We start from the raw sequence: 16,473 nt of genomic DNA on the forward strand, positions 1-16,473 counted from the left end.
GGATGATTGAAGCAGATCGCCTGATTTCGGCTGTCAGCACGACCCCTGAAGATCTGGTGGATCGCGCGATCCGCCCCAAATTGCTGGAAGAGTATATTGGCCAGCCTCAGGTGCGTTCGCAAATGGAGATTTTTATCCAGGCGGCGAAGCTGCGCGGTGAAGCCCTCGATCACCTGCTGATTTTCGGTCCTCCAGGTCTCGGTAAAACCACGCTTGCCAATATTGTTGCCAATGAAATGGGCGTTAATCTGCGCACCACTTCCGGTCCGGTACTGGAAAAAGCGGGCGATCTGGCGGCAATGCTCACCAACCTTGAACCGCACGATGTGCTGTTTATCGATGAAATCCATCGCCTGTCGCCGGTGGTGGAAGAGGTGCTGTATCCGGCGATGGAAGATTATCAGCTGGATATCATGATTGGCGAAGGACCAGCCGCACGTTCGATTAAGATCGATCTGCCGCCGTTTACCCTGATCGGGGCGACGACGCGCGCCGGTTCGTTAACGTCTCCGCTGCGTGACCGCTTCGGTATTGTACAGCGCCTGGAATTCTATCAGGTGGCAGACCTGCAGCACATTGTTGGACGCAGCGCCCGCTTTATGGGACTGGAAATGAGCGATGAAGGCGCATTGGAAGTGGCACGCCGCGCCCGTGGTACGCCGCGTATCGCCAACCGTTTATTACGCCGGGTGCGCGACTTCTCCGAAGTGAAGCATGACGGCACAATTTCAGCAGATATTGCCGCTCAGGCACTGGATATGCTCAATGTGGATGCGGAAGGATTCGATTATATGGACCGTAAGCTGCTGCTGGCGGTTATCGATAAATTCTTCGGCGGACCGGTAGGACTGGATAACCTGGCGGCGGCGATTGGGGAAGAGCGTGAAACCATTGAGGACGTGCTGGAGCCGTATCTGATTCAGCAAGGTTTTCTGCAGCGAACTCCGCGCGGACGTATGGCAACGGTGCGGGCGTGGAACCACTTTGGCATTACACCGCCGGAAATGCCATAAGATCCAATAATCCCTGATGGCGCTACGCCTGGCAGGCCTACGATATGATGCAGGCCTGACAGGCGTAAAACAGATTACTTCAGTTCATCAACCATGGTGACGGCGCGACCAATGTAATTGGCCGGCGTCATTGCTTTCAGGCGTGTTTTCTCGTCTTCAGGCAGCGCCAGACCGTCGATAAACTGCTTCATACCTTCGGCGTCAACGCGTTTGCCGCGGGTCAGTTCCTTCAGCTTCTCGTATGGTTTTTCAATGCCATAGCGACGCATCACGGTCTGGATCGGCTCTGCCAGCACTTCCCAGTTATGATCCAGTTCATCCAGCAGATGATCGCGGTTCACTTCCAGTTTGCTCACACCTTTCAGCGTGGACTGATAAGCGATCAGCGCATAGCCAATCCCCACGCCCAGGTTACGCAGAACGGTAGAGTCCGTCAGATCGCGCTGCCAGCGGGAGACCGGCAGTTTGCTCGCCAGATGCTGCAGAACCGCGTTAGACAGGCCCAGGTTACCCTCGGAGTTTTCGAAATCGATTGGGTTCACCTTGTGCGGCATGGTGGAGGAACCAATTTCACCAGCGATGGTTTTCTGTTTGAAATGGTTCAGCGCCACGTAACCCCAGACATCGCGGTCGAAGTCGATCAGGATAGTATTGAAACGGGCGATGCAATCAAACAGCTCGGCAATGTAGTCGTGCGGCTCAATCTGCGTGGTGTACGGGTTCCACTGGATGCCCAGCGAGGTGACAAATTCTTCGCTGAACTGATGCCAGTCCACTTCCGGATAAGCGGCGATGTGGGCGTTATAGTTACCGACTGCACCGTTGATTTTGCCGAGAATTTCGACCTGATTGAGCTGGCGGTACTGACGCTCCATACGGTAAGCCACGTTAGCCATTTCTTTGCCCAGCGTAGACGGGGTGGCTGGCTGACCGTGGGTACGGGAGAGCAGAGGAATATCGCGATACTGGACGGAAAGATCTTTCACCGCGTCGATAAGCTTGCGCCAGTACGGCAGAATCACTTCGTCACGGGCGGTTTTCAGCATCAGCGCATGAGACAGGTTGTTGATGTCTTCTGAGGTACACGCGAAGTGGATGAACTCGGAAACAGCGTGCAGTTCCGGGATATCCGCCACTTTCTCTTTCAGGAAATACTCAACTGCCTTCACGTCATGGTTGGTCGTACGCTCAATGGTTTTGATACGCGCAGCATCTTCTTCATTGAAGTTAGCGACAATCGCATCAAGGAAACCGATTGCGTCGGCAGCAAAAGCAGGAACTTCCTTGATCGCTGCGTGCGCGGCCAGTTTTTGCAGCCAGCGTACTTCAACTTGTACACGGAATTTCAGCAAACCGTATTCGCTGAAAATCCCGCGCAGCGCGCTGACTTTATCGCCGTAGCGTCCATCGACAGGGGAAACGGCGGTCAGTGAGGATAATTCCATAGATCACAACTCCGGGGTTAAATGAGCAAGAATTTGTTTAGCCTGAGTCGTCAGGCGATTACGAGAAAACATGAGTTGCAGACGGCCTCCACCAACCTGATGCCAGAGCACGGCAGCGCGAATGCCAGCCAGCAGGGAAGCGCGTACTTTAGCCTGAACCTGTGGGCTCTGAAGGATGGCCGGGGAGCCCGTAACCTGAATACGTGGGCCGAGTGGGCTGATGACGTCAACATAAATGCCTGCCATCGCACTCATCAACGTTTCTGACTGCAAATCAAAATGGTCCAGTTGGCGCTGCAAGCCGTTGATGCGGTCTCCCAGCGTGTCCATAGCGCCTTTAGCGGCTGACAGCTTACGCTCCAGCACCATCAGGCTTAACGTGTAGCGGGTGAGTTCCGCGTTCAGCCCCTGACGACTGCTGGCGTTGAGCACGCCGAGCATCGTTTCCAGACCTAAACGCAGGTTGGCCTCGCTACCGCCAAACACGCCCAGCGTAGAGCTGGGATTCATGTCGATGACACTGTTCAGTGAAACGTGCAATGCATCGGCATCACAATGCCCCTGGTGCGCCAGTTCCTGCACCAGGCGTGCCGACTGACAAATGCCTGCCAGAGCGAGGGTGATGTCATAATAATTCTTTGCCACGTTCACTGCTTCCTTGTATTAGATGTGTAAGTAATTATACCGGCAGAGGCAATCGTTGTTCGATAATGCCGCCGCCGAGGCACACTTCGCCATTGTAAAAGACAGCCGACTGACCCGGCGTTACCGCCGCGACTGGCTCGTCGAAAATGACTTCAATACGCTCAGCATCCAGCGCCTTAACGGTGCACGGAATGTCGGTCTGACGATAGCGGGTTTTCACCGTGCAGCGCATTGTGCCGGTGAACGGTTCGCGATCGACCCAGTGCAGCTGTTGCGCCACCAGGCCAACGGACATCAGACGCGGGTGTTCATGACCCTGAGCAACAACCAGAATGTTGTTCTCGACGTCTTTATCCACCACGTACCACGGATCTTCCGTGCCTTCTTTCGTCCCGCCAATGCCCAGACCTTTACGCTGACCCAGCGTGTGGTACATCAGCCCCTGATGCTGGCCAATCTCTACGCCATCAACGGTGATGATTTTGCCAGGCTGAGCCGGCAGGTAACGACCGAGAAACTCGCGGAACTTACGTTCGCCGATGAAGCAGATACCGGTTGAGTCTTTTTTCTTGGCCGTAATCAGACCGAGATCTTCGGCAATTTTACGCACCTGCGGTTTTTCCAGTTCGCCTACCGGGAACAGGCTCTGCGCGATTTGTTCATGACCGAGCGTGTAGAGGAAATAGCTCTGGTCTTTATTGCCATCGAGTCCACGCAGCAGGCGGCTTTTGCCGTCGACGTCGGCGCGGCGCACATAGTGACCGGTGGCGATATAATCGGCACCTAAATCTTCGGCGGCAAACTCGAGGAAGGCTTTAAACTTGATTTCTTTATTGCACAGAATATCGGGGTTTGGCGTACGGCCCGCTTTGTACTCTTCAAGGAACAGTTCAAAGACGTTGTCCCAGTATTCTGCGGCAAAGTTGACGGTATGCAGTTCAATGCCGAGTTTGTCACAGACAGCCTGCGCATCCGCAAGATCGGCGGCCGCTGTGCAATATTCCTCGCCATCGTCCTCTTCCCAGTTCTTCATGAACAGGCCTTCTACCTGATAACCCTGTTGTTGTAACAGCCAGGCAGAAACGGAGGAATCGACACCGCCGGACATGCCGACGATCACTTTTTTTGGGCTTTCAGACATAGGAATACTCACGACATTGAACTTCAAGGCGGCATATTCTAGCACGCAGCCCCTTACTTGACACCCTCTGTAAACGGCCAGTTAAATTCGCCGATCATCGCCAGCGGGTAGCGCTGTCCGCTCTGATAGCAACGAATACTCTCCGCAACCAACGGCGAACGCAGATTTGGCGCTGAGAGAACCTCTTCTGCGCTGACCCAGCGACAGCAATCTATATCGCTGTCATGAGGTTCAGTAGCGCACATATTGGCAAGCTCGATAGAAAACAGAAAACGTAAAAAGGGCGTTTTGTCCGGCGCAATCCATTGATGCATCCGGATGAAGTGTTGCGGCTGCGCTTTGATGCCCGTTTCTTCCCACAGTTCGCGAGCGGCGGCTTGCACCAGGGTTTCATCCGCTTCCAGATGTCCTGCAGGTTGATTCCACAGGGCTTTGCCATTGATTGTTTCCTCAACGACTAAGAACTTATCTTCTGCATGCACAATGCAGGCGACCGTGACGTGCGGTTTGAACATACCTGTTCCTTATTCAGTTAGTTGCATCCCGCCATTGACCGTTGGCGAGATTTTCCAGCGTGTAATCTCCCATGGCATAGCGGATGAGGCGCAGCGTCGGGAATCCAACATGCGCTGTCATACGACGAACCTGGCGGTTACGGCCTTCATATAAAGTAACTTTCAGCCAACTGGTGGGGATATTTTTCCGTTCCCGAATAGGCGGGTTTCTCGGCCACAGCCAGGTGGGTTCCTCTACTATTTCAATACCTGCGGGCAGCGTGGGACCATCATTGAGCGTCACCCCGGTACGCAGCGCATCCAGCGCTTCTGCTGTCGGCTCGCCTTCGATCTGGACGTAATAGATTTTCCCCGTGCGCTTGCCAGGTTGCGTTAACCGCGCCTGCAGCGCGCCGTCATTGGTCAGCACCAAAAGTCCTTCGCTGTCCCGGTCGAGTCGGCCCGCAGCATAGATTCCCGGCACGGGAATAAAATCTTTTAACGTGCTTCTGCCCGCCTCGTCAGTAAATTGTGGCAAAACATCGTAGGGTTTATTGAACAAAACCACGCGTTTTGGCTGGTTTTCTTTACGCTGTTTGGTGACTTGTCGTGAGCTGAATCGCTCAACCCGGTGATTTCTAAAAGAAGTTTTTTGCATGGTATTTTCAGATTATATCAATTGCCGCATTATAGCCTAAGAACGAGTGTCTTTCATGGCGACGAACATTAGGGTAGTATTGACATGCTCATTACAAAACATTAACAAAAAAATGCTCTAACGCATTCGTGCAGCAGGACGCAAACGCACATGCAGCGCGATGACAGACGAGCAGAACCAGAAGCGCTCGAAGGAGAGGTGAATGGAAAGCAAAGTAGTTGTTCCGGCGGAAGGTAAGAAGATCACCCTGCAAAACGGCAAACTCAACGTTCCTGAAAATCCGATTATCCCGTTCATTGAAGGCGACGGTATCGGCGTTGATGTAACCCCACCGATGATCAAAGTTGTCGATGCTGCTGTCGAGAAAGCCTATAAAGGCGAGCGTAAAATCTCCTGGATGGAAATCTACACCGGCGAGAAATCCACTCAGGTTTATGGCCAGGACGTCTGGCTGCCTGCTGAAACCCTTGATCTGATTCGTGAATATCGTGTTGCCATCAAAGGCCCACTGACCACCCCAGTTGGCGGCGGTATTCGCTCTCTGAACGTTGCCCTGCGTCAGGAACTTGACCTGTATGTCTGCCTGCGCCCGGTGCGTTATTACCAGGGCACGCCTAGCCCGGTTAAGCACCCTGAACTGACCGACATGGTCATCTTCCGTGAAAACTCCGAAGATATCTACGCAGGTATCGAATGGAAAGCGGACTCTGCAGATGCCGAGAAAGTGATTAAATTCCTGCGCGAAGAGATGGGCGTGAAGAAAATCCGCTTCCCGGAGCATTGCGGTATTGGTATCAAACCGTGTTCTGAAGAAGGGACTAAACGTCTGGTCCGTGCGGCGATCGAATACGCCATCGCTAACGATCGTGATTCTGTTACCCTGGTACACAAAGGTAACATCATGAAATTCACCGAAGGCGCGTTCAAAGACTGGGGCTACCAGTTAGCGCGTGAAGAATTCGGTGGTGAACTGATCGACGGCGGTCCTTGGGTGAAAATCAAGAACCCGAAAACCGGCAAAGAGATCGTGGTTAAGGATGTTATCGCCGATGCGTTCCTGCAACAGATCCTGCTGCGTCCGGCTGAATATGATGTGATTGCCTGTATGAACCTGAACGGCGACTACATCTCCGATGCGCTGGCCGCGCAAGTTGGTGGTATTGGTATCGCACCGGGCGCGAACATCGGTGACGAATGTGCGCTGTTCGAAGCAACCCACGGTACTGCACCGAAGTATGCAGGTCAGGATAAAGTGAACCCGGGTTCCATTATTCTGTCCGCTGAAATGATGCTGCGCCACATGGGTTGGACCGAAGCGGCTGATTTAATTGTTAAAGGTATGGAAGGCGCAATCAACGCCAAGACCGTAACCTATGACTTTGAACGACTGATGGATGGCGCTAAGCTGCTGAAATGTTCAGAGTTTGGTGACGCGATCATCGAAAACATGTAACCCAGATTCTGGGTTGTGTGAAAACGGGAACCGAGAGGTTCCCGTTTTTTTATGCCTGAACTCGCGGTTGCGTAATACGTAAACCACTCACAATTGCTGCCAGCGAGGCCAGAATGCCTGCGGCTATCAGCGAGACGTGCGTTCCACTGTCGCCAAACTGGTTTAGCATCAGCGCGACCAGTGCGGCCCCGGTACTCTGACCCAGTAAGCGCGCCGTCCCCAGCATACCGCTTGCCCCACCGCTGCGTTCACGCGGCGCGGAGGTGATGATGGTGTGATTATTTGGGGACTGGAACAAGCCAAAGCCTGCGCCGCACAGAATCATCGGCCAGATGATATTAAAATCGGAGGGGGAAACGGGCAGCAGCACCAGCGAAAACAACCCGCTGGCCATCAACGCCATGCCCAGTGCGCCCAACAGCCCGGCGTGAACGCGTTCAATCAGATATCCCGCCAGCGGCGCCATCACCATGGTTGCCAGCGGCCATGGCGTCAACAGCAGGCCTGTTTCGACCTCGCTGCGTCCGAGCACCGTTTGCATAAAGAAGGGCAGGGAAACCAATGCCAGCATTTGTGCGCAGAATGAACATATCGAGGTACAAATCGAGAGTGAAAACAGTGGAATGCGTAACAGGTCAACCGGCAGTAACGGCACCTCCAGCGCGAGCTGGCGTCGGATAAAGAAAAAACCTACCACCATAAGCGCCACAAGCTCGGCACCAATCAGTTTTAGCGACTGTCCTTGTGCAAAGCCGCTGAGCGCCGTAATTAACAAGCCAAACGTTAAGGCATTCATTACCGCACTGGGCAGGTCAAAGCGTGGTTTAGTGCCGCGGGACGCATTGGGCGGCAAAAAGCGCATCGCCAGCAACAGGGCGACTATTCCCAGCGGGACGTTAATCAGAAACAGCCATTTCCAGGAGGCAATAGAAAGAATTGCTGCGGCAATGGTCGGACCCGCAGCCGAGGAGACTGCGACGATAAAGGAGTTAATCCCCATCCCCCGCCCAAGCTGACGCTGGGGATAAATAAGTCGGATCAATGCCGTATTCACGCTCATTAGCGCCGCACCGCCAAAACCCTGGGCGACGCGAGCCAGCGTCAGCATGTGCAACGAATCTGACAAGGCACAAAATAGCGATGCAAGCAGGAACACGACCAGGCCACACTTATAAATGCGGCGGTAACCGAACATATCGCCTAAAAAAGAGAGGGACAGGAGCGAAACGACGATCGCGATTTGATAGGCGTTCACAATCCAGATTGAGCTGGCAGGTGAGGCCTGAAGATCGGCGGCGATAGTTGGCAGGGCCACGTTCGCTATTGCACCGTCGAGTACTGCCATAGAAATGCCAATAACAATGGTTAAAATTGCGCCATATCGCTGGGGCAATGGCAGACCATCGGCCTGAATTTTTTCCATAGAAAGTCGATATTTGTGGAATTTATGATGAGAGTAATAATTTTAGCATTGATATTCAGGTGTTAGGTCGCAGATTTGTAACTAAGTGAGCAAAGAGCGATTGCGAGGGTTGGTACGTGAAATTATAATAAAAACCGGTTCTGATTTTTATAAAACACTCGAAAGGGGTGATAAATGGCAATCGCAGATCTGGATAAGCAACCCGATTCTGTATCTTCCGTGCTGAAAGTTTTTGGCATTCTGCAGGCGCTGGGTGAAGAGCGCGAAATTGGTATTACCGAGTTGTCGCAACGCGTCATGATGTCGAAAAGCACCGTTTATCGCTTTTTGCAGACCATGAAAACGCTGGGTTATGTGGCACAGGAAGGGGAGTCAGAGAAATACTCACTGACCCTGAAATTATTCGAGCTGGGCGCGCGCGCGTTGCAAAACGTCGATCTTATCCGTAGCGCTGACATTCAGATGCGCGAACTTTCGCGCCTGACCAAAGAGACAGTACACCTCGGTGCGCTGGATGAAGACAGCATCGTCTACATTCACAAAATCGACTCTATGTACAATCTGCGCATGTATTCCCGCGTTGGTCGTCGTAATCCGCTGTACAGTACGGCTATCGGTAAAGTTCTGCTGGCATGGCGTGACCGCGATGAAGTGAAGCAGATTCTGGATGGCATTGAGTACAAACGCAGCACCGATCGTACCATTACGAATACTGATGAATTACTGGTACTGCTGGATAAAGTACGTGAGCAGGGTTACGGCGAAGATAACGAAGAACAGGAAGAAGGCCTGCGCTGCATCGGCGTACCGGTGTTTGACCGTTTCGGCGTGGTTATTGCGGGGTTGAGTATTTCATTCCCAACGCTGCGTTTCTCAGAAGAGCGTTTACACGAGTATGTGGCAATGCTGCATACGGCAGCGCGCAAGATTTCAGAACAAATGGGCTATAACGACTATCCGTTCTAATCTGACGTAATCGCGAATGTTAAAAACCCCCAGGTATTTTGTACCTGGGGGTTTTTATGAACAGTCATAACGTTACCTGGCGTAAATAACGTATCGAATGTAATGTTGCATTATTAGCCGTTATCGATAATGACCGTGCTTTTCCTTAACAGGGGACAATCCGACAGGCCAATGATACCGCTACTGGTGTGGACGTACTGTGCCGTGCTGGTTCCACGGGCAGTCAGATATTGGCATTGCAGACCCAGACCGGCAGCATTCTCCTTACTTCCAATCAAAATTCCATAGCCGCTCAATAATAAACCGATCCAAACCAGAGCTAACAACACAATAGCGCGGATAATCAGACGCATTACAACCTCTTATCTTTTCTCATTGTTATTAGATTAGCCTGTACACGGTATGAAACAAGTCAATCATTCCTAAAAAGATTGAATGCCTATACAGTTAACGCTGGGTTTAGGTAACGCATGATAATTTATAGACATAAGATGTGGAGTTGAAGAGTGGAGCTGGAGTGAAAAAAATTCGCTGGGTAGTGCTGATTGTTGTTGTACTGGTATGCATACTGATGTGGGCGCAGGTGTTCAACATCATGTGCGATCAGGACGTACAATTTTTCAGCGGTATTTGTGCCTTCAATAAATTTATTCCCTGGTAAGCGCATTTTCGCAACAGTTGATTACCTTCTTGTGCGGCAGTGGTAAACTACACTGTCTACATTGAGGTGGTAAAATGAACGAAGTTTTGAATTCTGGCGCGTTGAGTTTTGCGTCTTTAGCGGTATCGGTGGTGGTTCTGATTGTTGGGCTTGTTCTTTGGTTTTTTATCAATCGGGCAAGTTCGCGTACTAACGAGCAGATTGAGCTGCTTGAGGCATTGTTAGATCAGCAAAAAAGACAGAACGCTTTGTTACGTCGCCTTTGCGAAGCTAACGAACCCGAGAAAGCAGCAGAGCCTACTGCACTGCCCATTAAGGATGAAGACGATGACATCATCCGCCTGGTAGCTGAGCGGTAAAAAAGGTATGGCAGGATGAGGAAAGGCTGTTGTTGTTCTCAGTTGCTTCATCCTGTCGTCAGCGTGTCAGATTATTTTCTTCTGTCCCCGTCGTGTAATTGGCGGCCGGGCAGTCATCTATTCTCAGTATTTTCAGATGCTCCGACTAATTAATATCTTATCCCCAGTCTGATATAAATATAATCTTCCATACGTAAAAAATATGATTATGTCATTTTTGTGATAACGATCGTTTTATTAACAGCGAAACGTTTCTCTTACTTTTTTTGTGCCTTGTCATCATTCTTTCATTATTTTGGTGCAAAACCAGAAGGCGGATCTCATTTTTACGCTTGTGACATTTTATGCATTACTAAGCATAAAAAATGATATCTGGCAGAACCCGTAACAGATAACCTGGAACAACTGAAGCTATTGAGCTATGGTAGAAATATCCCAGCTATGGCGCAAGTCAGGCGGGGATAGGGGAGAGAGGTGAGAATATAATTCTACTCGACCTGGCGCATAACTGTGCAGTTGCTGTTTGATGGACGATGGGATTTGTGCGACCGATCGAGACACGTTTAAAAATGGCTTGCCATTATTAACGTTGTATGTGATAACACGTTTTGGGTTAAACGAGGTACAGTTCTGTTTATGTGTGGCATTTTCAGTAAAGAAGTCCTGAGTAAACACGTTGACGTTGAATACCGCTTCTCTGCCGAACCTTATATTAGTGCCTCAAGCAGTAATGTCTCAGTTTTATCTATGTTATGCCCGCGGGCGAAGAAAATACTCTAAGGAATTTTGCAAATGGCAAAGATTAAAGGTCAAGTTAAGTGGTTCAACGAGTCTAAAGGTTTTGGTTTCATTACTCCGGCTGATGGCAGCAAAGACGTGTTCGTACACTTCTCCGCTATCCAGGGTAACGGCTTCAAAACTCTGGCTGAAGGCCAGAACGTTGAGTTCGAAATTCAGGACGGCCAGAAAGGTCCGGCTGCTGTTAACGTAACAGCTATCTGATCGACACCACTGATTTGAAGCGCTTTTGCGCATCCATCTCAGATATAAAGCCTCGCTTATGCGGGGCTTTTTAATTCAAATTACGTCAAAATATTACTGAATGCCCATCCATTAGCGCTTTGTTGCAAAGGCGTGATATTCGTAGCATAGTTTTCCCCGCTTTCTTGCGGCATTTCCCGTTAAATCAGACACCTGAAAAACTATCGTGTTGGAGATCGGGTGAAAAAGAAAAACGACGGCGATGCGCGCAATTTTACTCCCGTACGTTTTGCCCTGCTTTGTGTGGCAATATTATTGAGCCTTGGATTGCTGCTGGGGCGGGTTGCGTGGTTGCAAATTGTCACGCCGACGAATCTGGTAAAACAGGAAGACATGCGTTCCTTACGCGAGGTGTCCATCGCTTCGCCACGCGGAATGATAACCGACAGAGAAGGGCGACCGCTGGCGGTAAGCGTTCCGGTTAACGCCGTCTGGGCCGATCCGAAGACGATTATCAGCAAGGGTGGCGTTGGCTATAACGAACGTTGGCAGGCGTTAGCGAAGACGCTGCATATTTCTCTCAGCACGCTGGCTGAACGCGTTAACAGCAATCCAGCCGGGCGGTTTATCTATCTGGCGCGCCAGATCTCCCCTCAGCAGGCAGAATGGGTCGACAAACTGGATCTGCCGGGAATCAACCTGCGTGAAGAGTCCCGCCGCTTTTATCCTGCCGGACATGTTGCGGCCAATCTGATTGGTTTCACCAACATTGACGGTCAGGGGATTGAAGGGCTGGAGAAAAGCTTCAATAGCCAGTTGATGGGCAAACCCGGCTCCCGCCTGGTACGGAAAGACAAATTTGGCCATGTCATCGAAAATATCACGGAAGTGATGCCGGTGCCTGCGCATGAATTACAGCTCAGCATTGATGAGCGCTTGCAGACGGTTACTGAAGACGCGCTGGACAATGCCGTGACATGGAATAAAGCGGAATCAGGGGCCGCAGTGCTGGTCAACATTGCCACCGGCGAAATACTCTCCATGGCAAGCTTTCCCGATTTCAATCCCAATAACCGTGATGGCGCGGTGCTGGATGATTTTCGTAATCGTGCGATTAGCGATACCTTTGAACCCGGTTCAACCGTAAAACCACTGGTGATTATGACCGCTCTGCAGCAGGGGATAGTACAGCCTGACAGCGTGATTGATACTCATCCTTTTATTGTTGATGGCCATCGCATCCGCGACGTCGGATTTTACCCGGAGCTATCGCTGACCGGGATTTTGCAGAAATCGAGCGATACCGGCGTGTCACACCTTTCGCTGGCGATGCCGGTACAGAAATTACTGAATACCTATAAAAGCTTTGGCTTTGGCGATCCAACCGGACTGGGTTTAACCGGGGAAAGTCGCGGATTAATGCCTCAACGCCGCTACTGGAGCGATCTGGACCGGGCAACCTTCGCATTTGGTTATGGATTAATGGTGACGCCGCTCCAGCTGGCGCATGTATATGCCACCATCGGCAGTTTTGGTATCTATCGACCCCTTTCTATTACGCGTATCGATCCGCCGGTAATAGGTACGCGGGTGATGCCGGAGGCGTTGGTTCACCAGGTTGAACATATGATGGAAAGCGTCGCGCTACCCGGCGGCGGGGGAACCAAGGCCGCGGTCAGAGATTATCGCGTCGCGGTTAAGACCGGAACGGCAAAGAAAATTGGCGATGACGGCAAATATGTCGATAAATATGTGGCCTATACGGCGGGCGTTGCGCCAGCAAGCGACCCAAAGTTCGCGCTGGTTGTGGTTATAAATAACCCGCAAAACGGTGCTTATTATGGGGGGGCAGTCTCCGCGCCGGTATTCAGCCAGATAATGGGCGATGTCCTGCGTCTGGAAAACGTAAAGCCGGACGGTATGCCTCCCGGCTCCGATCATCTTCTGGTAATGCACGGCAGCAACGTATCCTCGCCGTCGCTGTAAGTTATTTTCCCAGGGCGCATTTCGCGTTACACTTGCGCCCTTAAGTCACCTGCCGGAGTTGTCATGTCGTTTTCCTGTCCTCTTTGCCACCAGCCTCTTACTCAAGCGAATAACAGTTTTGTCTGCCCTGGGCGGCACCAGTTTGACGTGGCGAAAGAAGGGTATGTCAACTTACTGCCGGTTCAGCACAAACGTTCGCGCGATCCGGGTGATAGCGCGGAGATGATGCAGGCGCGCCGGGCATTTCTTGATGCCGGACACTATCAGCCGCTGCGCGATGCAATTGTGGATGCGCTCACCCAGAGGTTGAGTTCAGAAGATGCGGCGATCCTGGATATTGGCTGTGGGGAAGGGTATTACACCCATGCGTTTGCCGATGCGCTGACGGGCTGTACAACCTTTGGTCTTGACGTCTCTAAAGTGGCGATTAAGGCCGCAGCCCGACGTTATCCGCAGGTGATCTTTTGCGTTGCCTCCAGCCATCGCCTGCCGTTTGCCGACGAGTCAATGGATGCCGTCATCCGGATCTATGCGCCCTGTAAAGCGCCGGAGCTGGCTCGCGTGGTCAAACCGGGGGGCTGGGTTATTACCGCCACGCCGGGTCCGCGTCATTTAATGGAGCTGAAAGGGCTGATTTATGATGAGGTGCGTTTGCATGCGCCACACACTGAGCAACTGGACGGTTTTGTTCTGCAAGAGAGTCTTGCGCTGGGGTATCAGATGCAGCTCAAAGGTAGCGAGGCCGTTGCGTTACTGCAAATGACGCCGTTCGCCTGGCGGGCAAAGCCGGAAGTGTGGGAAACGTTAGCCGGAAAAACGACGTTTGACTGCCAGACAGACTTTAGTATTCATATCTGGCAGCGCCTGAATTAACCGTGGAAGTGTGCCCAGAGGATCTGGGCGCCAATACCTATCAGTACCACCCCGCCCAAAATTTCAGCTCGCTTGCCCAGCATCGGGCCAATGAAACGACCGATCATCATGCCGAGCGTAGACATAATCAACGTGGCGCAGCCGATGGCCAGCGCTGTGGCAATAATGTTGACCTGCAGGAAAGCCAGACCCACCCCGACGGCCATTGCGTCGAGACTGGTTGCAATGGCGGTGGTGACCAGCAGCCAGAAGCCATGGCGGCGCTGTGGCTCTTCATCTTCATCCCCGTCGTCACGAAAGCCTTCTATTATCATTCGTCCGCCTAAAAAGATCAGCAGAATGAAGGCGATCCAATGGTTCCACTCCAGTACAAATTTGCTGGCGAGCATACCCATGCCCCAGCCAATGAGCGGCGTAAGCGTTTCAACGGCGCCGAAAATAAGGCCGGTGCGCAGTGCTTCAGAAAATTTGGGTTTATGCAGGGTGGCGCCTTTGCCAATTGATGCAGCGAAAGCATCCATCGACATGCCGAAAGCAAGAAGAACAGTAGCGGTGAGATTCATAACAGCGTCCTGACCGGGGTATCCATAACACACATCACTGCCCCCAGTAACCATGCATACAGGCTGGAATCACTGTAAATACAGCGCCATTCAGGTATGCATTGCAGTTGATGTGCCTATGGTCTCGCCTGACTGAACCTGTAAGATCAGTCCGTACGCGCCACGTTTTTCAACGAGTATGTTGACACGTACATTTCCGGAGTCTGGAAATCGGCTACTCCCCAACGACGGGCGCAACCTTAACATATTTTGAGAATATAAAACAAGAAACGCAGAAATAATATTTGGCCTCTAATTGAAAACGATTTTCATTTAGATTTATTTATAAATAAAACGTTAAAATTAATAACATTATGAGCAGTGGGATATAGCCTTAGCTATGTTTATTTTTGAATGGATATATAAAAAACATAGTTCAGGCTATATTTGTAACTTACTGATTTGAAATTAAAAGTTTATATATGTTTTCGAGATCGTCTATATTACGTACGCGAATCAGTAATCTTCGATGTTCTAATTGCATCACCAGGACACCGTCTTCAGATAAATTCATCTCTTTAATCCGGTTATATTCAATCCAGACATTGGCGAAAAAAAAGCCTTTCTGTTTGAAGATGATTTTTGGCGTACGGATCCAGAACAGATACAGTCCCATCAATACCAGTGCACATAATAACCATGTGGTAAATTGCGCGCCGTGGCTGGTGATGTTGTTGTAGATAAGAATAGCAATCAAGCCAAGGAAGATAACGCTGTCGACTCTGCTACGAGGAAGCAGGGCGACAGACAGCAGAGTAGGGCCATTACGGCGGGGCATGATGAACTGATCGTAAATGGCATACGCCAGCAGCGAAAAGATAAAAAGAACCAGCACCAGGTCCGTGATAGTCATGAATCCTCAACCCTCTAAATAGAAAAACCGGGGGCAAGCCCCCGGCGGTGTACAACAGTCTTACAGGCCGAGCAGTCCGACAGCGTAGCCCGCGATACCGATGACGAAGAAGCCAACGATGATCCACAGCGGGTTCACTTTTTTACGCAGCAGCCACATACAGGCGAAAGTCAACAGCAGAGGAACCAGACCCGGCATCAGCTGGTCAAGGATAGTCTGCACAGTGGTGACGCGAGTCTGACCATCCTGACCGGTGATGGTGGAAACCACCAGCGGGATGTTTACGTGCGTCCACTTGTTAACCAATGCCCCCATGACAAACAGGCCGAGGATTGACGCCCCCTCAGTCAGTTTCTGCAGGAAGCCACCGCCCATATCTTTAACGATATCGATACCTTTACGGTAGCCGTATGCCACACCGTAGTAACGGGTTGCCAGACGAACCAGGTTAAACAGGATGAAGAACAGCAGTGGTCCAAGCAGACTGCCGCTCATCGCGATACCTGCGCCAAGTGCGGCGAATACCGGACGTACGGTACCCCAGAAGATCGGGTCGCCCACGCCTGCAAGCGGTCCCATCAGACCAACTTTGATACCGTTGATGGCACCATCGTCAATCTCTGCGCCGTTTGCACGCTGCTCTTCCATCGCCAGCGTAACGCCCAATACGGGGGCTGCTACGTACGGATGGGTATTAAAGAATTCCAGGTGACGCTTAATAGCCTGCTTACGTGCGTCGTTGTTTTCCGGGTACAAGCGGCGGATAGCCGGCACCATGGAGAAACAGAAACCCAGCGCCTGCATACGTTCGAAGTTCCAGGAACCCTGAAACAGGTTAGAACGAAGGAACACGCCACGAATGTCACTCGGAGTGAGTTTTTTCTCGGTGGTAGTTTTAGTCATATCAACCATTTCGCTCA

The 16,473-nt window shown here is 51.4% G+C and carries 19 protein-coding genes; 9 read left to right on the plus strand and 10 right to left on the minus strand.

The window, feature by feature from the left end; all coding sequences use genetic code 11:
• Window positions 1-2: 2 nt before the first annotated feature.
• On the plus strand, window positions 3-1,013 hold the full coding sequence (ruvB, locus tag OGV65_RS16905) for a Holliday junction branch migration DNA helicase RuvB (protein ID WP_016153411.1): 1,011 nt from the start codon (window positions 3-5) through the stop codon (window positions 1,011-1,013).
• A gap of 74 nt (window positions 1,014-1,087) precedes the next feature.
• Here ruvB and purB read toward each other — a convergent pair whose 3' ends face one another.
• The 5 genes from purB to rluE are packed head-to-tail and all read right to left on the minus strand — an operon-like array spanning window position 1,088 to window position 5,396.
• A complete protein-coding gene (purB, locus tag OGV65_RS16910) occupies window positions 1,088-2,458 on the minus strand; it encodes an adenylosuccinate lyase (RefSeq protein WP_047497704.1) in 1,371 nt (456 codons plus the stop codon).
• Between the two features lie 3 nt (window positions 2,459-2,461).
• The gene (hflD, locus tag OGV65_RS16915; protein ID WP_016153409.1) at window positions 2,462-3,103 is read right to left on the minus strand and encodes a high frequency lysogenization protein HflD; all 642 of its coding nucleotides are present in this window, start codon (window positions 3,101-3,103) and stop codon (window positions 2,462-2,464) included.
• A 34-nt stretch (window positions 3,104-3,137) separates the two neighbouring features.
• Window positions 3,138-4,244, minus strand: coding sequence for a tRNA 2-thiouridine(34) synthase MnmA (mnmA, locus tag OGV65_RS16920; protein WP_286455249.1), 1,107 nt, complete (start codon window positions 4,242-4,244; stop codon window positions 3,138-3,140).
• A 53-nt stretch (window positions 4,245-4,297) separates the two neighbouring features.
• Window positions 4,298-4,759: an NUDIX hydrolase gene (locus OGV65_RS16925; RefSeq protein ID WP_016153407.1), complete on the minus strand. Its 462-nt coding sequence runs from the start codon at window positions 4,757-4,759 to the stop codon at window positions 4,298-4,300.
• 13 nt (window positions 4,760-4,772) lie between these two features.
• On the minus strand, window positions 4,773-5,396 hold the full coding sequence (gene rluE / locus OGV65_RS16930) for a 23S rRNA pseudouridine(2457) synthase RluE (RefSeq protein WP_047358300.1): 624 nt from the start codon (window positions 5,394-5,396) through the stop codon (window positions 4,773-4,775).
• 202 nt (window positions 5,397-5,598) lie between these two features.
• On the opposite strand from rluE, the gene icd reads away from it, so the two are divergent.
• Window positions 5,599-6,849 carry an NADP-dependent isocitrate dehydrogenase gene (gene icd / locus OGV65_RS16935; protein WP_003841892.1) on the plus strand — a complete coding sequence of 417 codons (1,251 nt, stop codon included), beginning with the start codon at window positions 5,599-5,601 and terminating at the stop codon, window positions 6,847-6,849.
• A gap of 49 nt (window positions 6,850-6,898) precedes the next feature.
• Here icd and OGV65_RS16940 read toward each other — a convergent pair whose 3' ends face one another.
• On the minus strand, window positions 6,899-8,272 hold the full coding sequence (locus OGV65_RS16940; RefSeq protein ID WP_047500603.1) for an MFS transporter: 1,374 nt from the start codon (window positions 8,270-8,272) through the stop codon (window positions 6,899-6,901).
• A gap of 174 nt (window positions 8,273-8,446) precedes the next feature.
• Between OGV65_RS16940 and kdgR the strand changes: the two genes are divergently transcribed.
• Complete coding sequence (gene kdgR, locus OGV65_RS16945) at window positions 8,447-9,238, plus strand: DNA-binding transcriptional regulator KdgR (protein WP_003833778.1); 792 nt, start codon at window positions 8,447-8,449, stop codon at window positions 9,236-9,238.
• Between the two features lie 113 nt (window positions 9,239-9,351).
• On the opposite strand, the gene OGV65_RS16950 is transcribed toward kdgR, so the two are convergent.
• Window positions 9,352-9,591: a YobH family protein gene (locus OGV65_RS16950; protein ID WP_016153403.1), complete on the minus strand. Its 240-nt coding sequence runs from the start codon at window positions 9,589-9,591 to the stop codon at window positions 9,352-9,354.
• A gap of 164 nt (window positions 9,592-9,755) precedes the next feature.
• Between OGV65_RS16950 and mgrB the strand changes: the two genes are divergently transcribed.
• The 6 genes from mgrB to rlmA all read left to right on the plus strand — a co-directional run bounded on the left by mgrB (window position 9,756) and on the right by rlmA (window position 14,098).
• Window positions 9,756-9,899 carry a PhoP/PhoQ regulatory lipoprotein MgrB gene (mgrB, locus tag OGV65_RS16955; protein WP_016153402.1) on the plus strand — a complete coding sequence of 48 codons (144 nt, stop codon included), beginning with the start codon at window positions 9,756-9,758 and terminating at the stop codon, window positions 9,897-9,899.
• Window positions 9,900-9,973: 74 nt separating this feature from the next.
• Window positions 9,974-10,258, plus strand: a complete 285-nt coding sequence (locus tag OGV65_RS16960) for a YebO family protein (protein WP_016156797.1) — start codon at window positions 9,974-9,976, stop codon at window positions 10,256-10,258.
• 636 nt (window positions 10,259-10,894) lie between these two features.
• Complete coding sequence (locus OGV65_RS16965) at window positions 10,895-11,038, plus strand: DUF2627 domain-containing protein (protein ID WP_006684179.1); 144 nt, start codon at window positions 10,895-10,897, stop codon at window positions 11,036-11,038.
• A 12-nt stretch (window positions 11,039-11,050) separates the two neighbouring features.
• Window positions 11,051-11,260, plus strand: a complete 210-nt coding sequence (gene cspE, locus OGV65_RS16970) for a transcription antiterminator/RNA stability regulator CspE (protein ID WP_001062678.1) — start codon at window positions 11,051-11,053, stop codon at window positions 11,258-11,260.
• Between the two features lie 219 nt (window positions 11,261-11,479).
• Window positions 11,480-13,225 (plus strand): peptidoglycan DD-transpeptidase FtsI2/PBP3(PARA), encoded by a 1,746-nt coding sequence (gene ftsI2 / locus OGV65_RS16975; protein WP_016153400.1) that lies wholly within the window; start codon window positions 11,480-11,482, stop codon window positions 13,223-13,225.
• 63 nt (window positions 13,226-13,288) lie between these two features.
• Entirely contained in the window at window positions 13,289-14,098 is an 810-nt protein-coding gene (gene rlmA / locus OGV65_RS16980; protein ID WP_286455250.1) for a 23S rRNA (guanine(745)-N(1))-methyltransferase, read from the plus strand.
• Here the strand turns inward: rlmA and mntP are convergent.
• The 3 genes from mntP to OGV65_RS16995 form a co-directional block, all read right to left on the minus strand.
• Window positions 14,095-14,661, minus strand: a complete 567-nt coding sequence (gene mntP / locus OGV65_RS16985) for a manganese efflux pump MntP (protein ID WP_016153398.1) — start codon at window positions 14,659-14,661, stop codon at window positions 14,095-14,097. The genes rlmA and mntP overlap by 4 nt on opposite strands.
• 433 nt (window positions 14,662-15,094) lie before the next feature.
• Window positions 15,095-15,553: a DUF986 family protein gene (locus tag OGV65_RS16990; protein WP_016153397.1), complete on the minus strand. Its 459-nt coding sequence runs from the start codon at window positions 15,551-15,553 to the stop codon at window positions 15,095-15,097.
• Between the two features lie 60 nt (window positions 15,554-15,613).
• Complete coding sequence (locus OGV65_RS16995; RefSeq protein WP_016153396.1) at window positions 15,614-16,465, minus strand: PTS mannose transporter subunit IID; 852 nt, start codon at window positions 16,463-16,465, stop codon at window positions 15,614-15,616.
• Between the last annotated feature and the right edge of the window lie 8 nt (window positions 16,466-16,473).

This window comes from Citrobacter sp. Cb004, assembly GCF_030337065.1.
In the GTDB taxonomy this organism is placed as follows: Bacteria; Pseudomonadota; Gammaproteobacteria; order Enterobacterales; family Enterobacteriaceae; genus Citrobacter; species Citrobacter braakii.

Bases quoted from the DNA above. Each gene is read 5' to 3' on its own strand.
- ruvB (WP_016153411.1), top strand. From the start codon at position 3: ATGATTGAAGCAGATCGCCTGATTTCGGCTGTCAGCACGACCCCTGAA.
- purB (WP_047497704.1), bottom strand. From the start codon at position 2,458: ATGGAATTATCCTCACTGACCGCCGTTTCCCCTGTCGATGGACGCTAC.
- mnmA (WP_286455249.1), bottom strand. From the start codon at position 4,244: ATGTCTGAAAGCCCAAAAAAAGTGATCGTCGGCATGTCCGGCGGTGTC.
- OGV65_RS16925 (WP_016153407.1), bottom strand. From the start codon at position 4,759: ATGTTCAAACCGCACGTCACGGTCGCCTGCATTGTGCATGCAGAAGAT.
- rluE (WP_047358300.1), bottom strand. From the start codon at position 5,396: ATGCAAAAAACTTCTTTTAGAAATCACCGGGTTGAGCGATTCAGCTCA.
- icd (WP_003841892.1), top strand. From the start codon at position 5,599: ATGGAAAGCAAAGTAGTTGTTCCGGCGGAAGGTAAGAAGATCACCCTG.
- OGV65_RS16940 (WP_047500603.1), bottom strand. From the start codon at position 8,272: ATGGAAAAAATTCAGGCCGATGGTCTGCCATTGCCCCAGCGATATGGC.
- kdgR (WP_003833778.1), top strand. From the start codon at position 8,447: ATGGCAATCGCAGATCTGGATAAGCAACCCGATTCTGTATCTTCCGTG.
- OGV65_RS16950 (WP_016153403.1), bottom strand. From the start codon at position 9,591: ATGCGTCTGATTATCCGCGCTATTGTGTTGTTAGCTCTGGTTTGGATC.
- OGV65_RS16960 (WP_016156797.1), top strand. From the start codon at position 9,974: ATGAACGAAGTTTTGAATTCTGGCGCGTTGAGTTTTGCGTCTTTAGCG.
- OGV65_RS16965 (WP_006684179.1), top strand. From the start codon at position 10,895: ATGTGTGGCATTTTCAGTAAAGAAGTCCTGAGTAAACACGTTGACGTT.
- cspE (WP_001062678.1), top strand. From the start codon at position 11,051: ATGGCAAAGATTAAAGGTCAAGTTAAGTGGTTCAACGAGTCTAAAGGT.
- rlmA (WP_286455250.1), top strand. From the start codon at position 13,289: ATGTCGTTTTCCTGTCCTCTTTGCCACCAGCCTCTTACTCAAGCGAAT.
- mntP (WP_016153398.1), bottom strand. From the start codon at position 14,661: ATGAATCTCACCGCTACTGTTCTTCTTGCTTTCGGCATGTCGATGGAT.
- OGV65_RS16990 (WP_016153397.1), bottom strand. From the start codon at position 15,553: ATGACTATCACGGACCTGGTGCTGGTTCTTTTTATCTTTTCGCTGCTG.
- OGV65_RS16995 (WP_016153396.1), bottom strand. From the start codon at position 16,465: ATGGTTGATATGACTAAAACTACCACCGAGAAAAAACTCACTCCGAGT.